Raw genomic sequence first — 17,531 nt, forward strand, 5'->3', positions numbered from 1 at the left:
CTCAGGAGCCTCCCATGCGCGTGCCGGTATAGGCGCGGACCACTTCGGGATTGCGGAGCACGTCCGAAACGGCGCCATCGGCGATTTTGCGGCCCCGCGCCATCACCAGCACGCGCGTGACGACCGAGCGCACGGCATCGAGATTGTGGTCGACCAGCACGATGGTGTGGCCGTCCCGGTTCAGGCTGCGGATATGTTCGACGATCTCGTCGAGCAGGCGCGGATGCACGCCGGCGAAGGGCTCGTCGAGCAGGAGCAGATGCGGCCGCAGCATCAGCGCGCGGCCGAGTTCCAGAAGCTTCTGCTGGCCGCCGGAGAGCGCGCGCGCATACTGGTCGGCAAGGTGCTCGAGCCTGAGGAAGGCGAGCACGCCGCGGGCGCGCTCCTCGGCCGTCCGACGGCGTTCCGACGCGTCCGACAGGGCGGGAACGATCAGGTTCTCCATCACCGTCATGCGCCGGAACAGCCGCGGCACCTGGAAGGTGCGCGCAATGCCGCGGCGGGCATAGAGATGGGCTGGCTGGCCGGCCATGTCGGTGCCGTCGACCTCGATGCGCCCGCCATCAGGCTTCAATGCTCCCGTCACCATGTTGATGGTGGTGGTCTTGCCCGAACCATTGGGGCCGATCAGGCCCAGTATCTCGCCGCGCCGCAGGGCAAAGGATAGATCCTCGACGGCATGAATGCCGCCGAAATGCTTGGCGAGGCCGCTGATGGAAAAGAAGGCTGCGCTTTCATTCGGCATGGCGTTTCCCGGCTGGTTGGCCTGCCTGCACGGACCGGCGTGCCCGGCCCCAGCGCTCGATCATCGGATAAAGGCCGTTCTGGGCGAAGCGTTGCACCAGGATCAGCACCAGCCCCATCAGGACGAAGCGCCATTCGCCATAGGCCCTGAGGAATTCGGAGAGCACGAAAACGACGACGGCGCCGATGACCGCGCCGGGCAGGCTCTCGATACCCCCGATCACTGCCATGGCGATCACCAGGCCCATCTCCGGCAGGATGGCGATGTTGGGCGTGAGAATGCCGATGAAATGCCCGTAATAGATGCCGGCCACGGCCGCGATCATGCTGGTGACGACGAAGACCAGGATCTTGTAGCGGGTCGTGTCGATGCCGCTGGCGCGCGCAGCGCCTTCGTCCTCGCGAATGGCGCGCAGGAACAGGCCGACGCGGGTCGCCAGCAGGCCGTTCATCGCCAGCATGGCAGCGACCACGAGGCCGAGCCCCAGATAGTAATATGGCAGATCGGACCGGCCGGCGAACAGGGTCGGCACCGGTAGGCCGAGCATGCCGCGGGTAATGCCCTCCTCGGCCACCAGCACCATGCGAAAGATCTCCGCGAGGGCGAGCGTGAACAACGCCAGATAGGGGCCGGACAATCGCAGCACCAGGGCGCCGATCAGCGCGCCGGCGATCGCGGCGAGGAGGACGGCCAGCAGCATGGAGAGGGCGAGCGGCAGGCCGAGCAGGCTCGTGCCGAGAGCCGAGGCATAGCCGCCGAGGGCAGCGAAGGCGACATGGGCGAAGGAGAACTGCCCGGCAAAACCGGCCAGCATGGCCCAGCTCGCCGCCAGCAGGGCGTAGTACCAGGCGATGGCGCCGACATGGATCCAGTAGGTGCCGGCGCCGAGCGGGGCGAGCAGCGCGGCGATCAGCAGGATCGCCTGGACGGCCTGGGACAGGGAGAAGCGCACCGTGGTCCTCCCCAGCCTATTCAAGGCGCAGATGAGAACGGCCGAAAAGGCCGGTCGGCCGCAGCAGCAGCGTGATGACGAGCAGCAAGGCGCCGAAAGCCTGGGTATAGGCCAGCGCCCGGTTGGGATCGGGCAGGTAGCCGACTCCGAGGCTCTGAACGAGGCCGAGCAGGATGCCGCCGATGATCGAGCCGCCGACCGAGCCCATGCCGCCGAGCACGATGATGATGAAGGCTTGCACGCCGGGCAGGTCGCCCATCGAGGGCGAGAGCGCGAAGACCGGGGCGATCAACGCCCCGGCGCCGCCGGCGAGGGCCGAACCGAGCCCGAAGGCGACGGTGTACATGCGATGCGGGTCGATCCCGATGACGGCGGCGGACTCGCGGCTCTGGCTGACGGCATCGAGCGCCTGGCCCAGCGTGGTGCGCTTGAGAAAGAGGGCCAGCCCAACCAGCAGGATCGCCGCGACGACGGCCGCGATCAGGCGGTCATAGGGCAGGATCAGCGGCCCGGCGATCAGAACCCCCGCCATGAAGGAGGGCGGCGATTTGGCGAACGGTCCGAAGACGACGAGACCCAGATTGGTGAGCAGGATGGTAAGCCCGAAGGTGACGATGATGGCGTATTCGTCCTTGCGCTCTACCTTGTCGGTATACATCGGCGCGATCACCAGCCGCTCGAAGGCCACGCCGAACAGGAACAGGGCGATCATCGCGCCGATGACGCCGAGCAGCGGATGCAGGCCGAGGCCGGTAATCAGGTAGTAGGAGGCGTAGCCGCCCAGCATGTAGAGCGAGCCATGGCCGAAATTGACCACCTTCAGCACCGAGAAGACCAGCGTCAGGCCCGAGGCGATGAGCGCGTAGATGAGGCCGATCACCAGCCCGTTCACGGCGAGGAGAAGAAAATAGCTCATGATCGGCTTACGTCTCCCGCCACTCATTTCCAACTTCGCAAACGCAGCCTGTCATTGCCGGCGCGGCTACAGGCGGCGGGAGGGGAATCCAGGGGTCACAGGCATACCGCATGCCCGGGGTCCCCTTCCCCTCGCCCTCTCTCGCTACACTCGTAAGTGGCTCGGCCGGGGATGAAAGCTCAAATTCTCCAGACGTCCGGCGCACCCTCAAGGCAGGATCTTGTCCGTGGTCGCCCAGTTCTTGGGATAGACGATGGCCGCCTCCTCCGGGCTCTGGTTCTCCGCGGTGTATTGGATGATGGTGAACGGCACATCCATGAATTGGTGGAAGGCCCAGGCCGGCGACTTGGTCGCCGGAAAGTTGTAGGTGGCGTTTGCGCCTTCGAACTTCACCGCCTCCAGGGCCTTGACGATGGCGCCGCGATCGGCGGACCCGGCCTTGCGGATGGCTTCGACCACCACGCCGAGCGTGTCATAGGCCTCCAGGGCGACGCCGGTGGGCGCCCGCTTGTAGCGCTCGGTGAAGGCCGTCACGAAGGCCTTGGCCTTGTCGTTCCATTGCGACTTCGGCTGGGCGACATTGACGATCAGGAGGTTCTTGGCGCAGCTGCCCGTGACCTCCCAGACCTCCTTTTGCAACAGGCCTGACGAGCCGACCAGTTTGGTCTCGGCCGTCGGGGCGAGGCCGAGCTGGCAGGCCTGTTTCACCAGCTGGTACTGGGCCTGGCCGGCGATGACCATCTGGATGGCGTCGGGGCGCGGGCTCTGGCTCATCAGGCGCAGCAAGGCAGGGGTGAAATCCTGCTGGTTGAGGTCGATCGTCACCAGTGTATTGGCGACGTTCTTGGCCTGGAGCTCATTGGCGATGATCTTGGCGCCACCCTGGCCGAAATCGGTATTCTCGGCAATGATCGCGACGTTCTTGAAGCCCTGTTCCGCCGTCCAGTCCGCGGCCTTGACGTAGACCAGCGAGTTGGCGGGGGAGACACGGAAGACTTCCGGATATTGCTTGGCGGTGACGTCGTCGGCCCAGACATCGGTGCCGACCCAGGGCACGCCATATTTGTGCGCCTCTTCGATTTCCGCGAGCGCCACGGAGGAATGGAACTCCCCGAAGATCGCCGACACATTGTTCTTGGTGATCAGCCGGACCGCCGCCGCGCTGCCTTCCGCCGGCTGGCCCTTGGTGTCCTCATAGGTGACCTGGAGCTGACGGCCGAGCACGCCGCCGGCCTTGTTGATCTCGTCGACCCCGAGCTGCACGGCCCATTGCATCTCCTGCCCGCCGGAATAATTGCCGGGCGGCGACAAGGGGCCAACCCAGCCGAGCGCGATGGGTTCCTCGGCCAGAACCGGCGTCACGGCCAGCGAGGCGGCGAGAATTGCGAGCGCCCCGAGACGCCTGCGGATCGAGCGGTTCATGCCGATGTCCCCCTTCCTGCTTGTATTTTTCTCAGACAATTACACCCGTTCGTGAATTGCAATAAAAATCGCTCCCGCAACGCAAGGTCCGGGGGATGCTCAATAATGCCGCCTCATGTGCTGCACAGGTAAGATAGTGGTCGCTTCGAACTCGGCCTGCTTCTGGTAAGCAAAGCCATCTTTCTTGTGAGACTTGCTGGGAAACATCCACAGCCAGGTCGCTCAATCCTTTCGGCGCGATTGACCGAACCTATCGCAGGGCGTCCCGGATCCCTTTACAGTCCATTGTTGCCTGGTGCCGAAGCGGCACTTTCTGGTCCGCGGCAATCCGGGCCGTCAGCGGCGTTCCGGCGCCCGCTCGATGGCAGGCGCCGGGGAGAGCTGCCTCAGCGCAGCGACCGGAAGGCAGCGCGGACTTCCTGCACGAAGAGGTCCGGCTGTTCCCAGGCCGCGAAATGGCCGCCATTCCCAGCCTCGCTGAAATAGACCAGGTTGTGATAGCAGCGCTCCGCCCAGCTGCGGGGGGCGCGATAGATCTCGCCCGGGAAGACCGTCACGGCCACCGGCAGCTCGGGAATGTCGACGGCGTTGAAATTGTTGGAATGGTCTTCCCAATAGATGCGCGCCGCCGAAGCGCCCGTCTGAGTCAGCCAGTAGAGGGAGATGTCGTCCAGCATCTCATCTTTGGTCAGCACCTTCTCCGGATCGCCGCCGCTATAGGTCCAGGTGGCGAATTTCTCATACATCCACGCGGCCATGCCCACCGGCGAATCCACCAGGGAATAGCCGATGGTCTGCGGACGGGTGACCATCATGGTCGCGTAGCCCGAGCTGTCCTTGTAGAAGACATCGAGAGCGTCGAAGGCCCGCCGCTCGTCCGGCGTGAGGCTTGCCGGCGCCTGGCCGCCCGCCGTCAGGATCGCAGCGATCTCCTTGGGCACCGTGCCCGGCATGTTGACATGGATGCCGATCAGACCGGGCACCTTCTGCAGGGCCATGCGGTGGGAAATCACCGAGCCGCAATCGCCGCCCTGCGATACATAGCGCTCATAGCCCAGGCGCCGCATCAGCACGGACCAGGCGCGGCCGATATGGTCGGAACCCCAGCCCTTGGCCGTCGGCTTGCCCGAGAAGCCGAAACCGGGGATCGAGGGAACCACCAGGTGGAAGGCGTCGTCGGCCTTCCCGCCATATTTGGTGGGATCGACCAGCGGATCCATCACCTTCATGAATTCCAGTATCGAGCCCGGCCAGCCATGGGTCATGATCATCGGCATGGCATTGGGGTGGGGCGAGCGGATATGGATGAAATGGATGTCGAGGCCGTCGATCTGCGTCACGAACATCGGCAGCGCATTGAGCCTGGCTTCCACCTTGCGCCAGTCATAGGAGGACGCCCAATAGGCGACCAGCGGCTTCAGCCTTTCCAGCGGCACCCCTTGCGAGAAATCCGACACCGTTTCTTCCGGCCAGCGCGTGGCGTTCAGGTGCCGGCGCAGGTCCACGATGTCCGCCTCGGCGATGGAAACCTTGAAGGGCCGGACATCACTTCCGGCCTCCGCCGCGTAGAGCGCGGTGGGAATCAGACCGACGAGCGCCGCAGCGGCGGCCGATTGCAGCAGGCTGCGCCGGGACGTGTCGAAATCATTTAAAGGCATGTTGGTCAAGGGCATGGGGCAACTCCATTCATTTCACGGCAGCCCTGCTGCCGGTGCCCCGTCTTTGGCGATGCCATGTTTGCCCGATATGTCTCCGCCGCCCCCGATCGGCATCCTGCTGTATCCGGCCGGCCCGCAGATACATTGCCATACAGGCGGCGCCCGCCCGGGAGGCCCGGACCAGCAGCGGCAGCGGGCCGATTGTATCATTGTGTATCGCGGGGGATGGGGCTTACACAGCCTTTCAAATCCAGCCGATGGCGACATAAGGCCGATACAGTCTTGCGGCTTTTTACGGCCACAACTTCAGCAATCGGGATTCAGTCGATGTCGGAACAAATCGATCAATCGCGCCGCGGCCTGCTCGGCACCATGGCGTTCGGCGCCGTTCTCGCCCAGCTCGGCGCGATCGGCGCCGCCAGCGCGCAAACCAACGCCACCCCGGCCGCATCCGGCCGCGGCGCCCACACCTCCTTCACCTCGCTCAAGCAGATCAAGGCCGGTGTGCTCGACGTCGGTTATGCCGAGGCCGGGCCGGCCGATGGCGCTCCCATGCTGCTGCTTCATGGTTGGCCCTATGACATCCACAGCTATGTCGACGTGGCGCCGATCCTGGCGGCGGCCGGCTACCGCGTGATCGTGCCCTATCTGCGCGGCTATGGCAGCACCCGCTTCCTGTCGTCCGACACGCCGCGCAATGGCCAGCAGGCAGCGCTGGGGAGCGATGTCATCGCCTTCATGGACGCACTGAAAATCGAGAAGGCGGTCATCGGCGGCTATGATTGGGGTGCCCGTACGGCCGACATCGTGGCTGCCCTCTGGCCCGAACGCTGCAAGGCCCTGGTCTCGGTGAGCGGCTATCTCATTGGCAGCCAGGCATTGAACAAGGCCCCCCTGCCCCCAAAGGCGGAACTGCAGTGGTGGTACCAGTTTTATTTCGCCACGGACCGCGGCGAAGCCGGCTATGCGAAATACACCCATGATTTTGCCCGGCTGATCTGGGAGCTCGCCTCGCCGCAATGGAAGTTCGACGATGCCACCTTCGCCCGCTCGGCGCAGGCCTTCGACAATCCCGACCATGTCGCGGTCTCGATCCACAATTACCGCTGGCGGCTCGGCCTGGCGCAGGGCGAAGCCAAATATGACGCGCTGGAAAAGAAGCTCGCCACCCTGCCGACGATCGCCGTGCCGACGATCACCATGGAAGGCGATGCCAATGGCGCGCCTCATCCGGAACCGGCCTCCTATGCCAAGCGGTTCTCCGGGCGCTACGAGCATCGCCTGATCACCGGCGGCATCGGCCACAACCTGCCGCAGGAAGCCACTGAAGCTTTCGCCAAGGCAATGCTCGACGTCGCCCGTTTCTGAGCCGGACCAAGGACCTCCATGATGAAGACATCAATGATCATGCCCCTGGCCGGGGGCCTTCTGGTGGCGGCTGTCGTCGCCACGGCCGGGGCACTCGCCCAAAACACCGACAATGCCGCGAATAAAGCGGCAGAATCCCCCGCGCCCCCATCAGGGAATGCATCCAAGCCGGCTTCGCCGATCTATGGCGTCACTATCCCGGACGGCTACCGGCAATGGGAACTGGTTGCACCGGCGCTGGAGCACGAGCCCCTCAACGAGCTGCGCACCGTCCTCGGCAACAAGACCGCGCTCGATGCCTATCGCGCCGGCACCCTGCCCTTTCCCGACGGGACGGTACTGGTCAAGCTTGCTTGGAAATATGTTCAGTCACCCGAATTCGAATCCGCCTTGGTCCCGGGACAGGCGACCACAGTGCAGGTCATGGTCAAGGATTCCAAGAAATATTCCGCTACCGGCGGCTGGGGCTTCGGGCGCTTCGTCGACGGCAAGCCGGTGGACGAGGCCCAGCACGAGACCTGCTTTGCCTGCCACGAGGCGCGCGTGAAGGCGCGTGACTATGTCTTTACCAAGCTGGCGCCATAAAGCGCCTTGCTCCAGAGGGTCCGGGAATTTCCATGCCGTTTCATCTCATCCTGTTCGTCGTCGCCGCCTTTGCCTGGCGCCTGCTCACGCTCGCGATTTCGACGCGGCACGAAAAGGCCCTGAAGAAGCACGGCGCGACGGAATATGGCGCGAAGAACAGCATCCTCCTCGCGATCTTCCACGTGCTCTATTACATCTGCGCAGTCGTGGAGGCGGCGGCCGGCACGCGTGAGCCGAACACGCTCTTATCCGCCGGCGGCATCGTCATTTACATCGCTTCCGCCCTCGTCCTGGTCTCGGTGATCCGCTCGCTTGGCGGGCTATGGACGATCAAGATCATCATCAGCCCCCAGCATCGGCGCGTCCAAAGCGGCCTGTTCTCGCTCGTGCGACACCCCAACTACTTTCTGAACATCCTGCCGGAACTCATTGGTTTTGCTCTAGCTCTTAACGCCTATTGGACGCTGGTGATCGGCATTCCCCTTTATCTCGTCCCCCTGGTGACCCGCATACGGCAGGAGGAGGCTGCGATGCGAGAGACCTTCGCCCCCGATCTGTAACAGCCCTATTTCATCGCCGCATCCGGCGTCAGGAGCGGCGGCAACCTGAAGGAACATCCGATGAAGAACTTCGTGAAGGGGCTGGCCGTCGCCGGCGCCCTGCTGCTGAGCGTGCCCGCGCTGGCCGAGACCGCCAAGCCGACCGTCGTCCTCGTGCATGGCGCCTTTGCCGATGCCTCGAGCTGGAACGGCGTGATCCAGCGCCTCGAAAAGGATGGCTACCCCGTCGTCGCGGCTGCCAATCCGCTGCGCAGCGTGCGCGGTGACGCGGACTCCGTAGCCAGCGTGATCGACAGCATCAAGACGCCTGTGGTCCTGGTCGGCCACTCCTATGGCGGTTCCGTCATCAGCGAGGCCGCCACCGGCAAGACCAACGTCCAAGGCCTCGTCTATGTCGCCGCCTTCGCGCCCGATACGGGCGAGACCGCCATCGGCCTCACTGGAAAATTCCCCGGCTCGACGCTCGGGCCGACGCTTGCTCCGCCGGTGCCGATCCCGGGGGGCGGCAAGGATCTCTATATCCAGCAGGCGAAATTCCCCGCCCAGTTTGCCGCGGATGTCCCGGCGGGCGAGGCGAAGCTGATGGCCGCCACGCAGCGGCCGATCGCCGAGGCCGCACTGGGTGAAGCCTCGACCGAACCCGCCTGGAAGACGATTCCCTCCTGGTTTGTCTATGGTGACAAGGACCGCAACATCCCGCCGCAGGCCCTCGCCTTCATGGCCGAGCGGGCCCATTCCAAGCAGACCGTCGTGGTCAAGGGCGCCTCGCATGTGGTGATGGTCTCGAACCCCGCAGCCGTTGCCAAGCTGATCGAGACGGCGGCGCAGGCCGCACCGGCCAAATAAACCGGAAATCGGCGCCGACAGCAAACGGACGGGCGACGAACTATTCGCCCGTGCCGCCTGCCTCAATTGTCCCGCGCGGCCCTGACGACACGCCCGAGGAACTCGACCAGCCGCGGCTCGAACCGTTCGCCAAGCAGGCACAGGCAGTCATGGCGGTCGTAGATGATCTCATAGCCGAGCTTTTCGAGAAACTCGCCGATCGCCTGAGAAGCCTCGGCCGAGAGCGCGACATGCTCGAACAGGATCGCCGAAGGGCGGTGGCGGTCGAAATCAAAAGTGCGCAAGACGATGTCGTCGCAGCCCTCGACATCGACCACCAACAGGTCCGCCATCTCGAATCCGGTTTCCCGGCAGAGCGAGTCGAGCCGGCGCGTTACCACCGGCACGGTCTCGATCATGCCGGGCAGATCATCATATTTGAGCTCGTGCATCATGATCGTCGGCAATGAGAAGCTGCTCAACACGTCCTCGCCGCGGACAATGTGGAAGTCGCGCCTGCCCTCCTCCGACCAGATCGCCTCGCCGCGAAAAACCAGGCCCTGGCATGTGCTGTAATGGGCCCGCAGTCTTTCCATTGCAGCCGGTACCGGCTCGACCAGCAGTCCACGCCATCCGCCCTGGATGACATGCCGGCTGATGGGATCGCCCCGCTCTCCGTCATTGGCGCCGACCTGCACGAAGGTGACCGGCTCCCCGTCGGGCCTGATCACGGCAAGCACATAGTCGACGATCTCGGCAAACACGAACTTGGTGTTGCGCGGCTCCTTCTTGCAGAACACCGAACTCGAAAGGCCGGCAACGCCGGGATAGGCAGGTCGGTTCATCGCAATTCGTCACTTTCTTTCATCGTGGTGAGCGGCATGCCACTCCGCAGGCGATGAGCCCTCGGGTGCGACTGCGTGCCGGGCGCCGGCGGCTGGTTGGAGACTGGACCGAGACGTTGCCTCCGCCATCCACGACCGCCGGGAAGATGCGGCACCATAGAAAACCGCTGCCGAGATTACCAGGGTAACGCCAATCTTGGGGTTGCGGTGGACACTGTGCCGGCCGCAATGTCTCACGCCGCGTCACGATTGCCAGGCTTAAGAGGCACGGGACATGCGCGTTACGGCAAGCCACGCGAGAAGGATCCGAGCATGGTTCGTGAAAGCGAAATCCGGCGAAACGAGGTGGCGGTCATCCCTCCCGAGCCGAGCGATGCGGGGCTGATATTCATCGGCCGGATACGGACGCCATGGACGTCCAGGCTGATGGCCCCGCGGCAGGGCCGGCCCGACGGACCGGTCTGCCGTATCGAGATCTTCGAGCCATGGCAGGCAGCGCTCGACGGCATCGAGCGCTTCGAACGCCTGGAAGTCCTCTACTGGCTGCACCTGTCGCGCCGCGACCTTGTCCGCCAGAGCCCAGGCGACAACGGCACCACCTATGGCACATTCGCACTCCGCTCGCCGGTCCGCCCGAACCCGATCGGCACCTCGATCGCCATGCTGGTGGCCCTTGAAGGATCAACGCTACTGGTCCGAGGGCTCGATTGCCTCGACGGCACTCCCTTGCTGGATCTCAAGCCCGATCGCACCCTGTTCAAGCCGATCGCACCGGAGCAACCGGGCGATCGGCAGACGCAGGCTTGAGCGGCATTTCACCTCGCAGTCAAAGGCATGAGGAGGGTCGATCTGGAAAGGCCCGCAATTCGTTCTTCATCGCCCCCCTCACGGTCTCGACACGATCAACCGCAGGGACCCTTCAAAGAAGGGCTGGCGGCGCAGGTCGCCGTATCGGTCGTCCCAGGTGCCATCCTCGAGGTCGCGGCTGAGATCGGCAACGAAACGCTCGCCGACGGCAGGTTCGACGAAGCTCCAGGCCGAGTTGGCAAGCCGCGCGCCAGGGTCGAGAAGACGCTCCGGCCGGCCGTAATAGGCCTCGCCGAAGCCGTCGACGCAATTCAGGGGGATGGGGACCGGCCTGATCTCGACGTGGCCGGCGAGCGCTCCGGCAATGGCCGTCATGGCCGGATAGCGCCGCGCCTCGACGGCGATCATCTCCGGCGCGTAGACATGCAGCCACGAGCCCTCCAGCGCGTCGGGATCGCAGCTAAGAACCACAACCGGCCCACGCGTGACACGGCGCATCTCCCTGAGCCCCCGCCCGAGATCGGCCCATTGATGCACCGTGAAGGTCGCCATGCTGGCATCGAAATTCCGGTCGGGAAAAGGCAGGCGTTCGGCCGTCGCATCGATTGCCGGCGACAGATGAGCCGGTCGCTGCGCCCGCATCGAGGCGGAGGGCTCAACTGCCGTCACCTTGCGGTCGACCGGTTCGTAGGACCCCGCGCCGGCGCCGACATTGAGTACGGTCGCCGCATCGCCCAGGGCATCCAGGATGAATTGCGCGATGTGGGGATCAGGCTGGCGGTAGGTCTTGTAGCCGCTGCCGATCGCGCCGTAATTCGCGTCACCGGCGCTGCCATCCTCATGTCTGCCGTACATGCTCTCTCTCCTGTCTGACGTGGACCAAGGCGGGAGGCCGTTCGCCCGCCATTCCTCTGTGTTCCAAAATCGCAATTCCTGCCTTTCCAGGGGTAGAAAGCGCAATGATTTACATGATGAAAACCGATATGATCGAACACCTTTTGTTCGGAAAGTGCACATGGTCAGGCACATCCCCTCGCTGAATGCCTTGCGTGCTTTCGAGGCGGCGGGCCGCCACGGCCGGATGACGCGCGCCGCCGAGGAACTCAACGTCACCCACAGCGCCATCAGCCGGCAGATCCAGCATCTGGAGCAGGTCCTGGGCGTACCTCTTTTCGAGGGCCCCAAGAACAGGCTGCGCCTGACCGATGCGGGCTCCGCATTGCTGGCCGGCCTCGTGAAGGCGTTCGACCAGATCGACATTTCGGTTCGCTCGGTCGCCGACACCGAGCAGGGCTCTCTGGACATCTCATGCCCAGGCACCTTCACCATGCGCTGGCTCATCCCGCGGCTCTATCGCTTCCAGGCCGCTTTTCCCGAGATCGAGGTGCGCCTGACGGCATCCTCCCGGCCCGTCGATTTCAGCCGGGACGGCTTCGATGTCGCCATTCGCGTCGGGATAGCCCCATGGCCTGAAGGAGCCGACGTCATCGACCTGTTTCCCGAGCAGACCGGCCCCGTGCTGGCTCCCTCGCTGGCTGCGGCATCGTCAGCCGGACTTGCGGGCGTTCCGCAGCTTCACACGCGAACGCGCCTGCGGGCCTGGGGCGACTGGCATGCGCGCTCCGGGCAGTCGATCGCGGCCGGGCCCCGCGTCGATTATGAGCATTTCTACTTCATGCTGGAGGCAGCCCGAGCCGGCCTCGGCGTCTGCGTCGCGCCATGGCCCTATGTCAGCGAGGACATCCATTCCGGCCGCCTGCTGGCACCGATGGGCTTCCTCGACAGCGGACACACCTATGTCGCCCTGCGCCGGGCGAGCCGCAATCGCAAGTCGAGCCTGTTTTGCGACTGGCTTCGCGCCGAAGCCACCGAATTCCTGAAAGCCGACCCGCCGATGCCGCCGGGCTGAACAGAGCTCCGTCCCGGACGCCAGCGCTTCGATAAAGGGACGCCAGCGCCCCGCAACTATGGCTTAATTCGCCCTCCCCTGTCCGACTTCGGAGAAGGTGCAATGGCCGCTATCGATCCCCTCACCGCCGGCGCCGTGCTGCTGGCAACCGCCGCCACGGATGCGGTGTATGTCATGTTCACCGCTGCGGTTGTGGCGCGCAAGCGCGTCCCGGCCGCGACCTGGAGCAGTGTCTGGTATCTGCTGTCGTCCTATGCCGTCATCAGCTACACCGAAAACTGGATCTATGTCGCCTTTGCCGCGCTGGGGTCATGGCTCGGCGCCTATGCCTCGATTACCTTCCTGCACCGCCCACCCGGCGGACCACCGATCGGCGCGGCACCGGACTAGAGCGATAGTCGACTGCGGAGCATCGAATATCGCTCATGATTTCAAAAAGATAGACGCGTTTTTCGGTCCGATTGTATCGGGAAAGGCTGCGGGAATTGCAACCTCGGATCTGGTTACGAGGCATGCGAGAGCCATCGGAATCTTGCGAACACGGGCCGAGTCTTGCCGTGGAAGGCACCCGCGGCGAGATCCGGTTCTCGCGGGTGCCAGGCATCGGTGTTTGGCAGTGGGCGCGGCAGCCCGTCCAGGTCGTCGATCGCGACGCGGCGAAACCGGAATGCTTCCGGATCCTGCACGTCGGATGAGGAGGCGGGACGGCTTCCATTGGCCATCACCCTGCCGATCCTGCCGAACGCTTTCCAACGTTATCCCCCGCATCTGTTCGCGCTGCCTCGCCGCGTGAATTTATAGTTCTCTTAGAGGAAAGATATCGAATACTTTCTAATATAGAGAAGAGATTTATTGTAATTTTGGAGAATCAGGTTGACATGATTAATTTTGAGTGATGATCTATTGAAGTCGTGACTGCCTTTCATACCAACAAAGGAGTGTATGCCTTGTCAAATCTACAAACTCATACCCCTGTTCTTGGAGAAGCAGAGCTTCGCCTGCTCGACAGCAATGAAATCGACGCCGTAGCAGGCGGCGCAACCTATGACGAGGCCTGGGCGAACTTCGTAGCCGGCGGCGCTGCGATCGGCGCGGGCGCTGCCCAGTTGGTTGCCTCCGCCTGGACGGGCATTGCGTTGACACCCGGCCTCATCCTGGGATCGTCCGGCCTTGGCGGCATTGGCAAGATCAGCTGAAGCCAGCTTCATCACCGAAGGCTTGCCAGCGTTGAACCTGGAATGACAATCGAGGCCAGAGCGCGTTCAGCTCTGGCCGCCTTCGTCCGCCCTTCAGTTCAGGGGGTCGCCTTTCTTGGCCCGCTCTCTCGACAAGCTGTTCAGACGCGAGGTGCAGGAAGCTCGCTCGCTGGCATGGCTCGGGCGTCCCGTGCTGCCTCCCGCTCGATTAATGCGTGGCGCGGCGATTATGGCGATCATTCTGATCGGCCTGTTCTGTCTCTTCATCGTTTTCGGCAGCTATACCCGACGTGTGCGCGTTCAGGGCGTGGTGCTGCCGACGGAGGGCGTCACACGTATCATCGCCCCGGTGCAGGGCTGGATCAGCAACCAGAAAGTGAAGGAAGGCGATAGCATCCGGCAGGGGGACGTCCTCTATACGATCACCCTCGAGCGTACGACCTCGCTTGGAAGCACCGAGGGCGCCGTCGTCGATCTGCTCAGACGCCAGCATATGACGCTCAAGGCCGATCTCAGGCGACAGGACGCCATCGATCGAAGCCGCAGGGAAAGCCTGCAGGCGCAGCAAGCCGTCTTGACGCGCGAAGCTGAACAGATCTCCAACCAGATCGCGATCGCCCAACAGAACACCGATACCTTCAAGGAAATGACGGCCCAGCGCAAAGACTATCTCTCGCGCGGAATCTCGACCTTGAATAATTTCCAGGCACTGCTGCAGAGCTACATGAACCAGCAGACGCAATTGGAGCAACTCAAACGCGAGCGCGTTCAGATCGATGCAAAGCTCGCGGACATTCGCGATCAGCTTTCTTCATTCGACCTGCACGCCGCCGCTGAGCGCAGCAAGCTGCAGCAGCAGGTCATCGGCGTCGAACGGCAGATCGCCGAGGACGAAGCCCAACGCGAAATCGTCGTCACGGCACCTCGCAGCGGCAAGGCGACCTCGATCATCACCCAGCTTGGCCAGACCGTGGCCGCCGGCACGCCGCTTCTTTCGATTCTTCCGGAAGGAATGCCCTCGGAGGCTCAATTGCTGGCGCCGACGAGTGCCATCGGCTTCGTCCAGAAAGGCAATCGCGTGCTGTTGCGCTATGCGGCGTTTCCCTATCAGAAGTTCTGTCAATTTCCCGGGACGATTTCGTTGATCTCGCGAGTCACCCTGCGCCCCGAGGAAGTTTCGCAGTTCTTTTCAGGCGGGTCCGAGAAGTATCAGGGCCAATCCTTCTATCGCGTGACCGTGCGCCCGGATCAGGACTATGTGCTCGCCTATGGCAAGCGCGAGCCCCTCCAGATCGGCATGCAGCTCGAGGCCGACCTGCTGGCCGACAGCCGCCCGCTTTATCAATGGGCGCTGGAGCCCCTCTATGGCCTGCGCGGGAGCTTCATTTCAACGGGAACCGGATCTTGAGCAGCGTAAACACCTTCTCACGCCTGCTCGAACAAATGGCCGGCAATCTGCGCTCGAAGACGCCGGTCGTCATCCAGACGGAGACTGCCGAATGCGGCCTGGCGAGCCTGGCCATGATAGCGGGACATTACGGTCACCCCATCGACCTCACGGCCATGCGCCGTCGCTTCACCGCCTCGCTCAAAGGGATGACCTTGCGCGACCTCATCCAGCTCAGCGATGGCATGCGCCTGACCACCCGCGCGCTGCGTCTCGACCTTGCGGGCCTGAGGCAACTACGCCTGCCTTGCATCCTGCACTGGGACCATGCGCATTTCGTGGTGCTGACGAAGGTCGGGCACAACAGCGTGACAATTCACGATCCTGCGGTGGGACGGCGAACGATACCGCTCGCCACGGTCTCGGATCATTTCACGGGGGTCGCACTGGAAGCCTGGCCGGCCGAGAAGTTCGAACGCAAGACGGAACGCGTCGGCATCAATCTCTTCGACATGGTCCGGCGTACCGTCGGCATTCGCCGGGCTATGGCGCAGGCCATGGCCGTGTCACTACTCCTGGAGGCGGTAATCATTGCCATGCCGATCGCCTTCCAGCTCGTGGTCGACGAGGTCGTAGTCGCCAACGATACCGACTTGCTCGTTCTCGTCGTTTTCGCGCTCGGCCTGCTGTTGCTCGCCAAGGTGGTCGCCACTTTCGTGCGATCCTGGTCTATGATGATCTTCGGTTCGAGTCTGGTGCTGCAATGGAAGGCCAGCCTGTTCGACAAGCTCATGCGCCTGCCGCTGGATTTTTTCGAGAAGCGCCATGTCGGTGACGTGGTCTCCCGCTTCAGTTCGCTGGACACGATTCAGAATACCGTCACCACCAAGTCAATCGGCATCCTGTTCGACGGCGTAATGTCGCTGGCGCTGGTTGCCATGATGTTCATCTATGGCGGCCCATTGGTGCTGATCGCGGTCGCTGCCACCGCGCTCTACACGACCCTGCGCCAGGCAAGTCTATCGCATTATCGCGCCCTCTCCGAGGAGGCGATCGTCCATCAGGCAAAGGAAAACTCGCATTTCATGGAAAGTGCGCGCGGGATCGCCAGCCTCAAGGTGCTCAACCTCGAACAGCGGCGAAGAGGCGTATGGCTCAACCATCTGGCAGACCGGGTCGGCGCTCAGCTCCGCATCGAGAAATTCAACATCGTCTTCTCGGCAGCCTCCCAATTGCTGGCCGGCGCGGATCGCATCCTCCTGATCTATCTCGGCACCAGGGCGATCTTCGCCGGGGACATGACCGTGGGCATGCTGATCGCCTTTCTTGCCTACAAGGACCAGTTTACCGAGCGGGCGAATGGCTTCGTCGATACGCTGATGTCGATGCGGATGCTGAGCCTGCATGGCGAGCGCATCGCCGACATCGCACTCGCCAGAACCGAGGACGAGGGCCTTGCCCCGCCGGTACGGCACGCCGACGAGGTCCATCCGAGCGCCCTGTCGGTTCGCGGCGTCCACTTCCGTTATGCTGACAACGAGCCTTACGTCCTCAAGGATCTGAGCTTCGATATCCAGGCAGGCGAATGCATCGGCATTGTCGGTCCATCCGGTGTCGGAAAGTCCACCCTTTTGAAGATCATGGCAGGCTTGATCAGCCCCAGCGAAGGACAGGTCCTTGCCGACGGCGTTCCAATCCAGGCCGCGGGCCTGGCCGCCTATCGCGACCGCGTCGGCTGCGTGCTGCAGGAGGATTGCCTGTTCGCCGGCTCGATCGCCGACAATATCAGCGCATTCGATCCGGCCATGAACCCCTTGCATGTGCAGGCGTGCGCCCGAATGGCAGCGGTCCATGATGAGATCGTTCGCATGCCCATGGGCTATGAAACCCTCGTCGGTGACATGGGCAACGCATTTTCGGGAGGGCAGCGCCAAAGGCTCATCCTGGCGCGTGCACTTTACCGCAATCCCAGGATTCTTTTCCTGGATGAGGCGACAAGCCATCTCGACTCGGAAAACGAAGCGTTGATCAATGCCGCTATCCGGCATTTATCCATCACCCGCGTGATCGTTGCCCATCGCGCCTCCAGCCTTCTTCCCGCCGATCGCATCCTCGACCTCACGCCAGGCAGGCGGCTCTTTCAAGAAGCGATCGCAAACCAAGCTCCGGCGCCTCGTCACGTGGAGCATCCGCGTCCTTGATCCGTATCAAGGCTGACCGAGGGGGCTCGACTAGAGTCGGCCCGCGGTCACGGAGCAGGCGGACATTCTGGCCGCGCCGGGGCCCGAAGCCGGGAACATCGCGGCCAGGCAACTCATTTACCGAAGGGCAGACGTGACGGGTCGCACCCCCGGCC

At 63.6% G+C, this 17,531-nt stretch carries 17 protein-coding genes; 10 read left to right on the forward strand and 7 right to left on the reverse strand.

Annotation, left to right across the window (positions count from 1 at the left end):
- Nucleotide 1 precedes the first annotated feature (1 nt).
- From C5L14_RS02950 to C5L14_RS02970, 5 genes are all read right to left on the reverse strand, one after another.
- Nucleotides 2-745, reverse strand: a complete 744-nt coding sequence (locus C5L14_RS02950) for an ABC transporter ATP-binding protein (protein ID WP_105860501.1) — start codon at nucleotides 743-745, stop codon at nucleotides 2-4.
- Nucleotides 735-1,697, reverse strand: coding sequence for a branched-chain amino acid ABC transporter permease (locus C5L14_RS02955; RefSeq protein ID WP_105860502.1), 963 nt, complete (start codon nucleotides 1,695-1,697; stop codon nucleotides 735-737). The genes C5L14_RS02950 and C5L14_RS02955 overlap by 11 nt, the downstream gene beginning before the upstream one ends.
- A 16-nt stretch (nucleotides 1,698-1,713) precedes the next feature.
- On the reverse strand, nucleotides 1,714-2,613 hold the full coding sequence (locus tag C5L14_RS02960) for a branched-chain amino acid ABC transporter permease (protein WP_105860503.1): 900 nt from the start codon (nucleotides 2,611-2,613) through the stop codon (nucleotides 1,714-1,716).
- A 207-nt stretch (nucleotides 2,614-2,820) separates the two neighbouring features.
- On the reverse strand, nucleotides 2,821-4,035 hold the full coding sequence (locus C5L14_RS02965) for an ABC transporter substrate-binding protein (RefSeq protein ID WP_105860504.1): 1,215 nt from the start codon (nucleotides 4,033-4,035) through the stop codon (nucleotides 2,821-2,823).
- Between the two features lie 386 nt (nucleotides 4,036-4,421).
- Entirely contained in the window at nucleotides 4,422-5,708 is a 1,287-nt protein-coding gene (locus C5L14_RS02970) for an epoxide hydrolase family protein (RefSeq protein WP_245443199.1), read from the reverse strand.
- 312 nt (nucleotides 5,709-6,020) lie between these two features.
- Here C5L14_RS02970 and C5L14_RS02975 point away from each other — a divergent pair, with 312 nt between their 5' ends.
- The 4 genes from C5L14_RS02975 to C5L14_RS02990 are packed head-to-tail and all read left to right on the forward strand — an operon-like array spanning nucleotide 6,021 to nucleotide 9,052.
- Nucleotides 6,021-7,061 (forward strand): alpha/beta fold hydrolase, encoded by a 1,041-nt coding sequence (locus C5L14_RS02975; protein ID WP_105860505.1) that lies wholly within the window; start codon nucleotides 6,021-6,023, stop codon nucleotides 7,059-7,061.
- Between the two features lie 18 nt (nucleotides 7,062-7,079).
- The gene (locus C5L14_RS02980) at nucleotides 7,080-7,646 is read left to right on the forward strand and encodes a cytochrome P460 family protein (protein ID WP_245443201.1); all 567 of its coding nucleotides are present in this window, start codon (nucleotides 7,080-7,082) and stop codon (nucleotides 7,644-7,646) included.
- 32 nt (nucleotides 7,647-7,678) lie between these two features.
- Nucleotides 7,679-8,206 carry an isoprenylcysteine carboxyl methyltransferase family protein gene (locus C5L14_RS02985; RefSeq protein ID WP_105860506.1) on the forward strand — a complete coding sequence of 176 codons (528 nt, stop codon included), beginning with the start codon at nucleotides 7,679-7,681 and terminating at the stop codon, nucleotides 8,204-8,206.
- A gap of 60 nt (nucleotides 8,207-8,266) precedes the next feature.
- Entirely contained in the window at nucleotides 8,267-9,052 is a 786-nt protein-coding gene (locus C5L14_RS02990; protein ID WP_105860507.1) for an alpha/beta fold hydrolase, read from the forward strand.
- A 62-nt stretch (nucleotides 9,053-9,114) separates the two neighbouring features.
- Here the strand turns inward: C5L14_RS02990 and C5L14_RS02995 are convergent, their stop codons facing one another.
- Nucleotides 9,115-9,876 (reverse strand): FkbM family methyltransferase, encoded by a 762-nt coding sequence (locus C5L14_RS02995; RefSeq protein WP_105860508.1) that lies wholly within the window; start codon nucleotides 9,874-9,876, stop codon nucleotides 9,115-9,117.
- Between the two features lie 312 nt (nucleotides 9,877-10,188).
- Between C5L14_RS02995 and tsaA the strand changes: the two genes are divergently transcribed.
- Nucleotides 10,189-10,683 (forward strand): tRNA (N6-threonylcarbamoyladenosine(37)-N6)-methyltransferase TrmO, encoded by a 495-nt coding sequence (gene tsaA / locus C5L14_RS03000; RefSeq protein ID WP_105860509.1) that lies wholly within the window; start codon nucleotides 10,189-10,191, stop codon nucleotides 10,681-10,683.
- 78 nt (nucleotides 10,684-10,761) lie between these two features.
- Here tsaA and C5L14_RS03005 read toward each other — a convergent pair whose 3' ends face one another.
- Complete coding sequence (locus C5L14_RS03005; RefSeq protein WP_105860510.1) at nucleotides 10,762-11,538, reverse strand: class I SAM-dependent methyltransferase; 777 nt, start codon at nucleotides 11,536-11,538, stop codon at nucleotides 10,762-10,764.
- 160 nt (nucleotides 11,539-11,698) lie between these two features.
- On the opposite strand from C5L14_RS03005, the gene C5L14_RS03010 reads away from it, so the two are divergent.
- From C5L14_RS03010 to C5L14_RS03035, 5 genes are all read left to right on the forward strand, one after another.
- Nucleotides 11,699-12,592: a LysR family transcriptional regulator gene (locus C5L14_RS03010; protein ID WP_105860511.1), complete on the forward strand. Its 894-nt coding sequence runs from the start codon at nucleotides 11,699-11,701 to the stop codon at nucleotides 12,590-12,592.
- 102 nt (nucleotides 12,593-12,694) lie between these two features.
- Nucleotides 12,695-12,982, forward strand: a complete 288-nt coding sequence (locus C5L14_RS03015) for a hypothetical protein (protein WP_105860512.1) — start codon at nucleotides 12,695-12,697, stop codon at nucleotides 12,980-12,982.
- A gap of 557 nt (nucleotides 12,983-13,539) precedes the next feature.
- A complete protein-coding gene (locus tag C5L14_RS03025) occupies nucleotides 13,540-13,788 on the forward strand; it encodes a hypothetical protein (RefSeq protein ID WP_105860513.1) in 249 nt (82 codons plus the stop codon).
- A gap of 151 nt (nucleotides 13,789-13,939) precedes the next feature.
- Nucleotides 13,940-15,196, forward strand: coding sequence for an HlyD family secretion protein (locus C5L14_RS03030; protein ID WP_146126816.1), 1,257 nt, complete (start codon nucleotides 13,940-13,942; stop codon nucleotides 15,194-15,196).
- Entirely contained in the window at nucleotides 15,193-17,376 is a 2,184-nt protein-coding gene (locus C5L14_RS03035) for a peptidase domain-containing ABC transporter (protein ID WP_245443203.1), read from the forward strand. Before C5L14_RS03030 ends, C5L14_RS03035 begins: the two co-directional genes overlap by 4 nt.
- The last annotated feature ends 155 nt before the right edge of the window (nucleotides 17,377-17,531 follow it).

Source organism: Labrys okinawensis (assembly GCF_002982075.1).
Taxonomy (GTDB): domain Bacteria; phylum Pseudomonadota; class Alphaproteobacteria; order Rhizobiales; family Labraceae; genus Labrys; species Labrys okinawensis_A.

Bases quoted from the DNA above. Each gene is read 5' to 3' on its own strand.
- C5L14_RS02995 (WP_105860508.1), bottom strand. From the start codon at position 9,876: ATGAACCGACCTGCCTATCCCGGCGTTGCCGGCCTTTCGAGTTCGGTG.
- C5L14_RS02990 (WP_105860507.1), top strand. From the start codon at position 8,267: ATGAAGAACTTCGTGAAGGGGCTGGCCGTCGCCGGCGCCCTGCTGCTG.
- C5L14_RS02960 (WP_105860503.1), bottom strand. From the start codon at position 2,613: ATGAGCTATTTTCTTCTCCTCGCCGTGAACGGGCTGGTGATCGGCCTC.
- C5L14_RS02985 (WP_105860506.1), top strand. From the start codon at position 7,679: ATGCCGTTTCATCTCATCCTGTTCGTCGTCGCCGCCTTTGCCTGGCGC.
- tsaA (WP_105860509.1), top strand. From the start codon at position 10,189: ATGGTTCGTGAAAGCGAAATCCGGCGAAACGAGGTGGCGGTCATCCCT.
- C5L14_RS02980 (WP_245443201.1), top strand. From the start codon at position 7,080: ATGATGAAGACATCAATGATCATGCCCCTGGCCGGGGGCCTTCTGGTG.
- C5L14_RS03015 (WP_105860512.1), top strand. From the start codon at position 12,695: ATGGCCGCTATCGATCCCCTCACCGCCGGCGCCGTGCTGCTGGCAACC.
- C5L14_RS02975 (WP_105860505.1), top strand. From the start codon at position 6,021: ATGTCGGAACAAATCGATCAATCGCGCCGCGGCCTGCTCGGCACCATG.
- C5L14_RS02970 (WP_245443199.1), bottom strand. From the start codon at position 5,708: ATGCCCTTGACCAACATGCCTTTAAATGATTTCGACACGTCCCGGCGC.
- C5L14_RS02965 (WP_105860504.1), bottom strand. From the start codon at position 4,035: ATGAACCGCTCGATCCGCAGGCGTCTCGGGGCGCTCGCAATTCTCGCC.
- C5L14_RS03010 (WP_105860511.1), top strand. From the start codon at position 11,699: ATGGTCAGGCACATCCCCTCGCTGAATGCCTTGCGTGCTTTCGAGGCG.
- C5L14_RS02950 (WP_105860501.1), bottom strand. From the start codon at position 745: ATGCCGAATGAAAGCGCAGCCTTCTTTTCCATCAGCGGCCTCGCCAAG.
- C5L14_RS03005 (WP_105860510.1), bottom strand. From the start codon at position 11,538: ATGTACGGCAGACATGAGGATGGCAGCGCCGGTGACGCGAATTACGGC.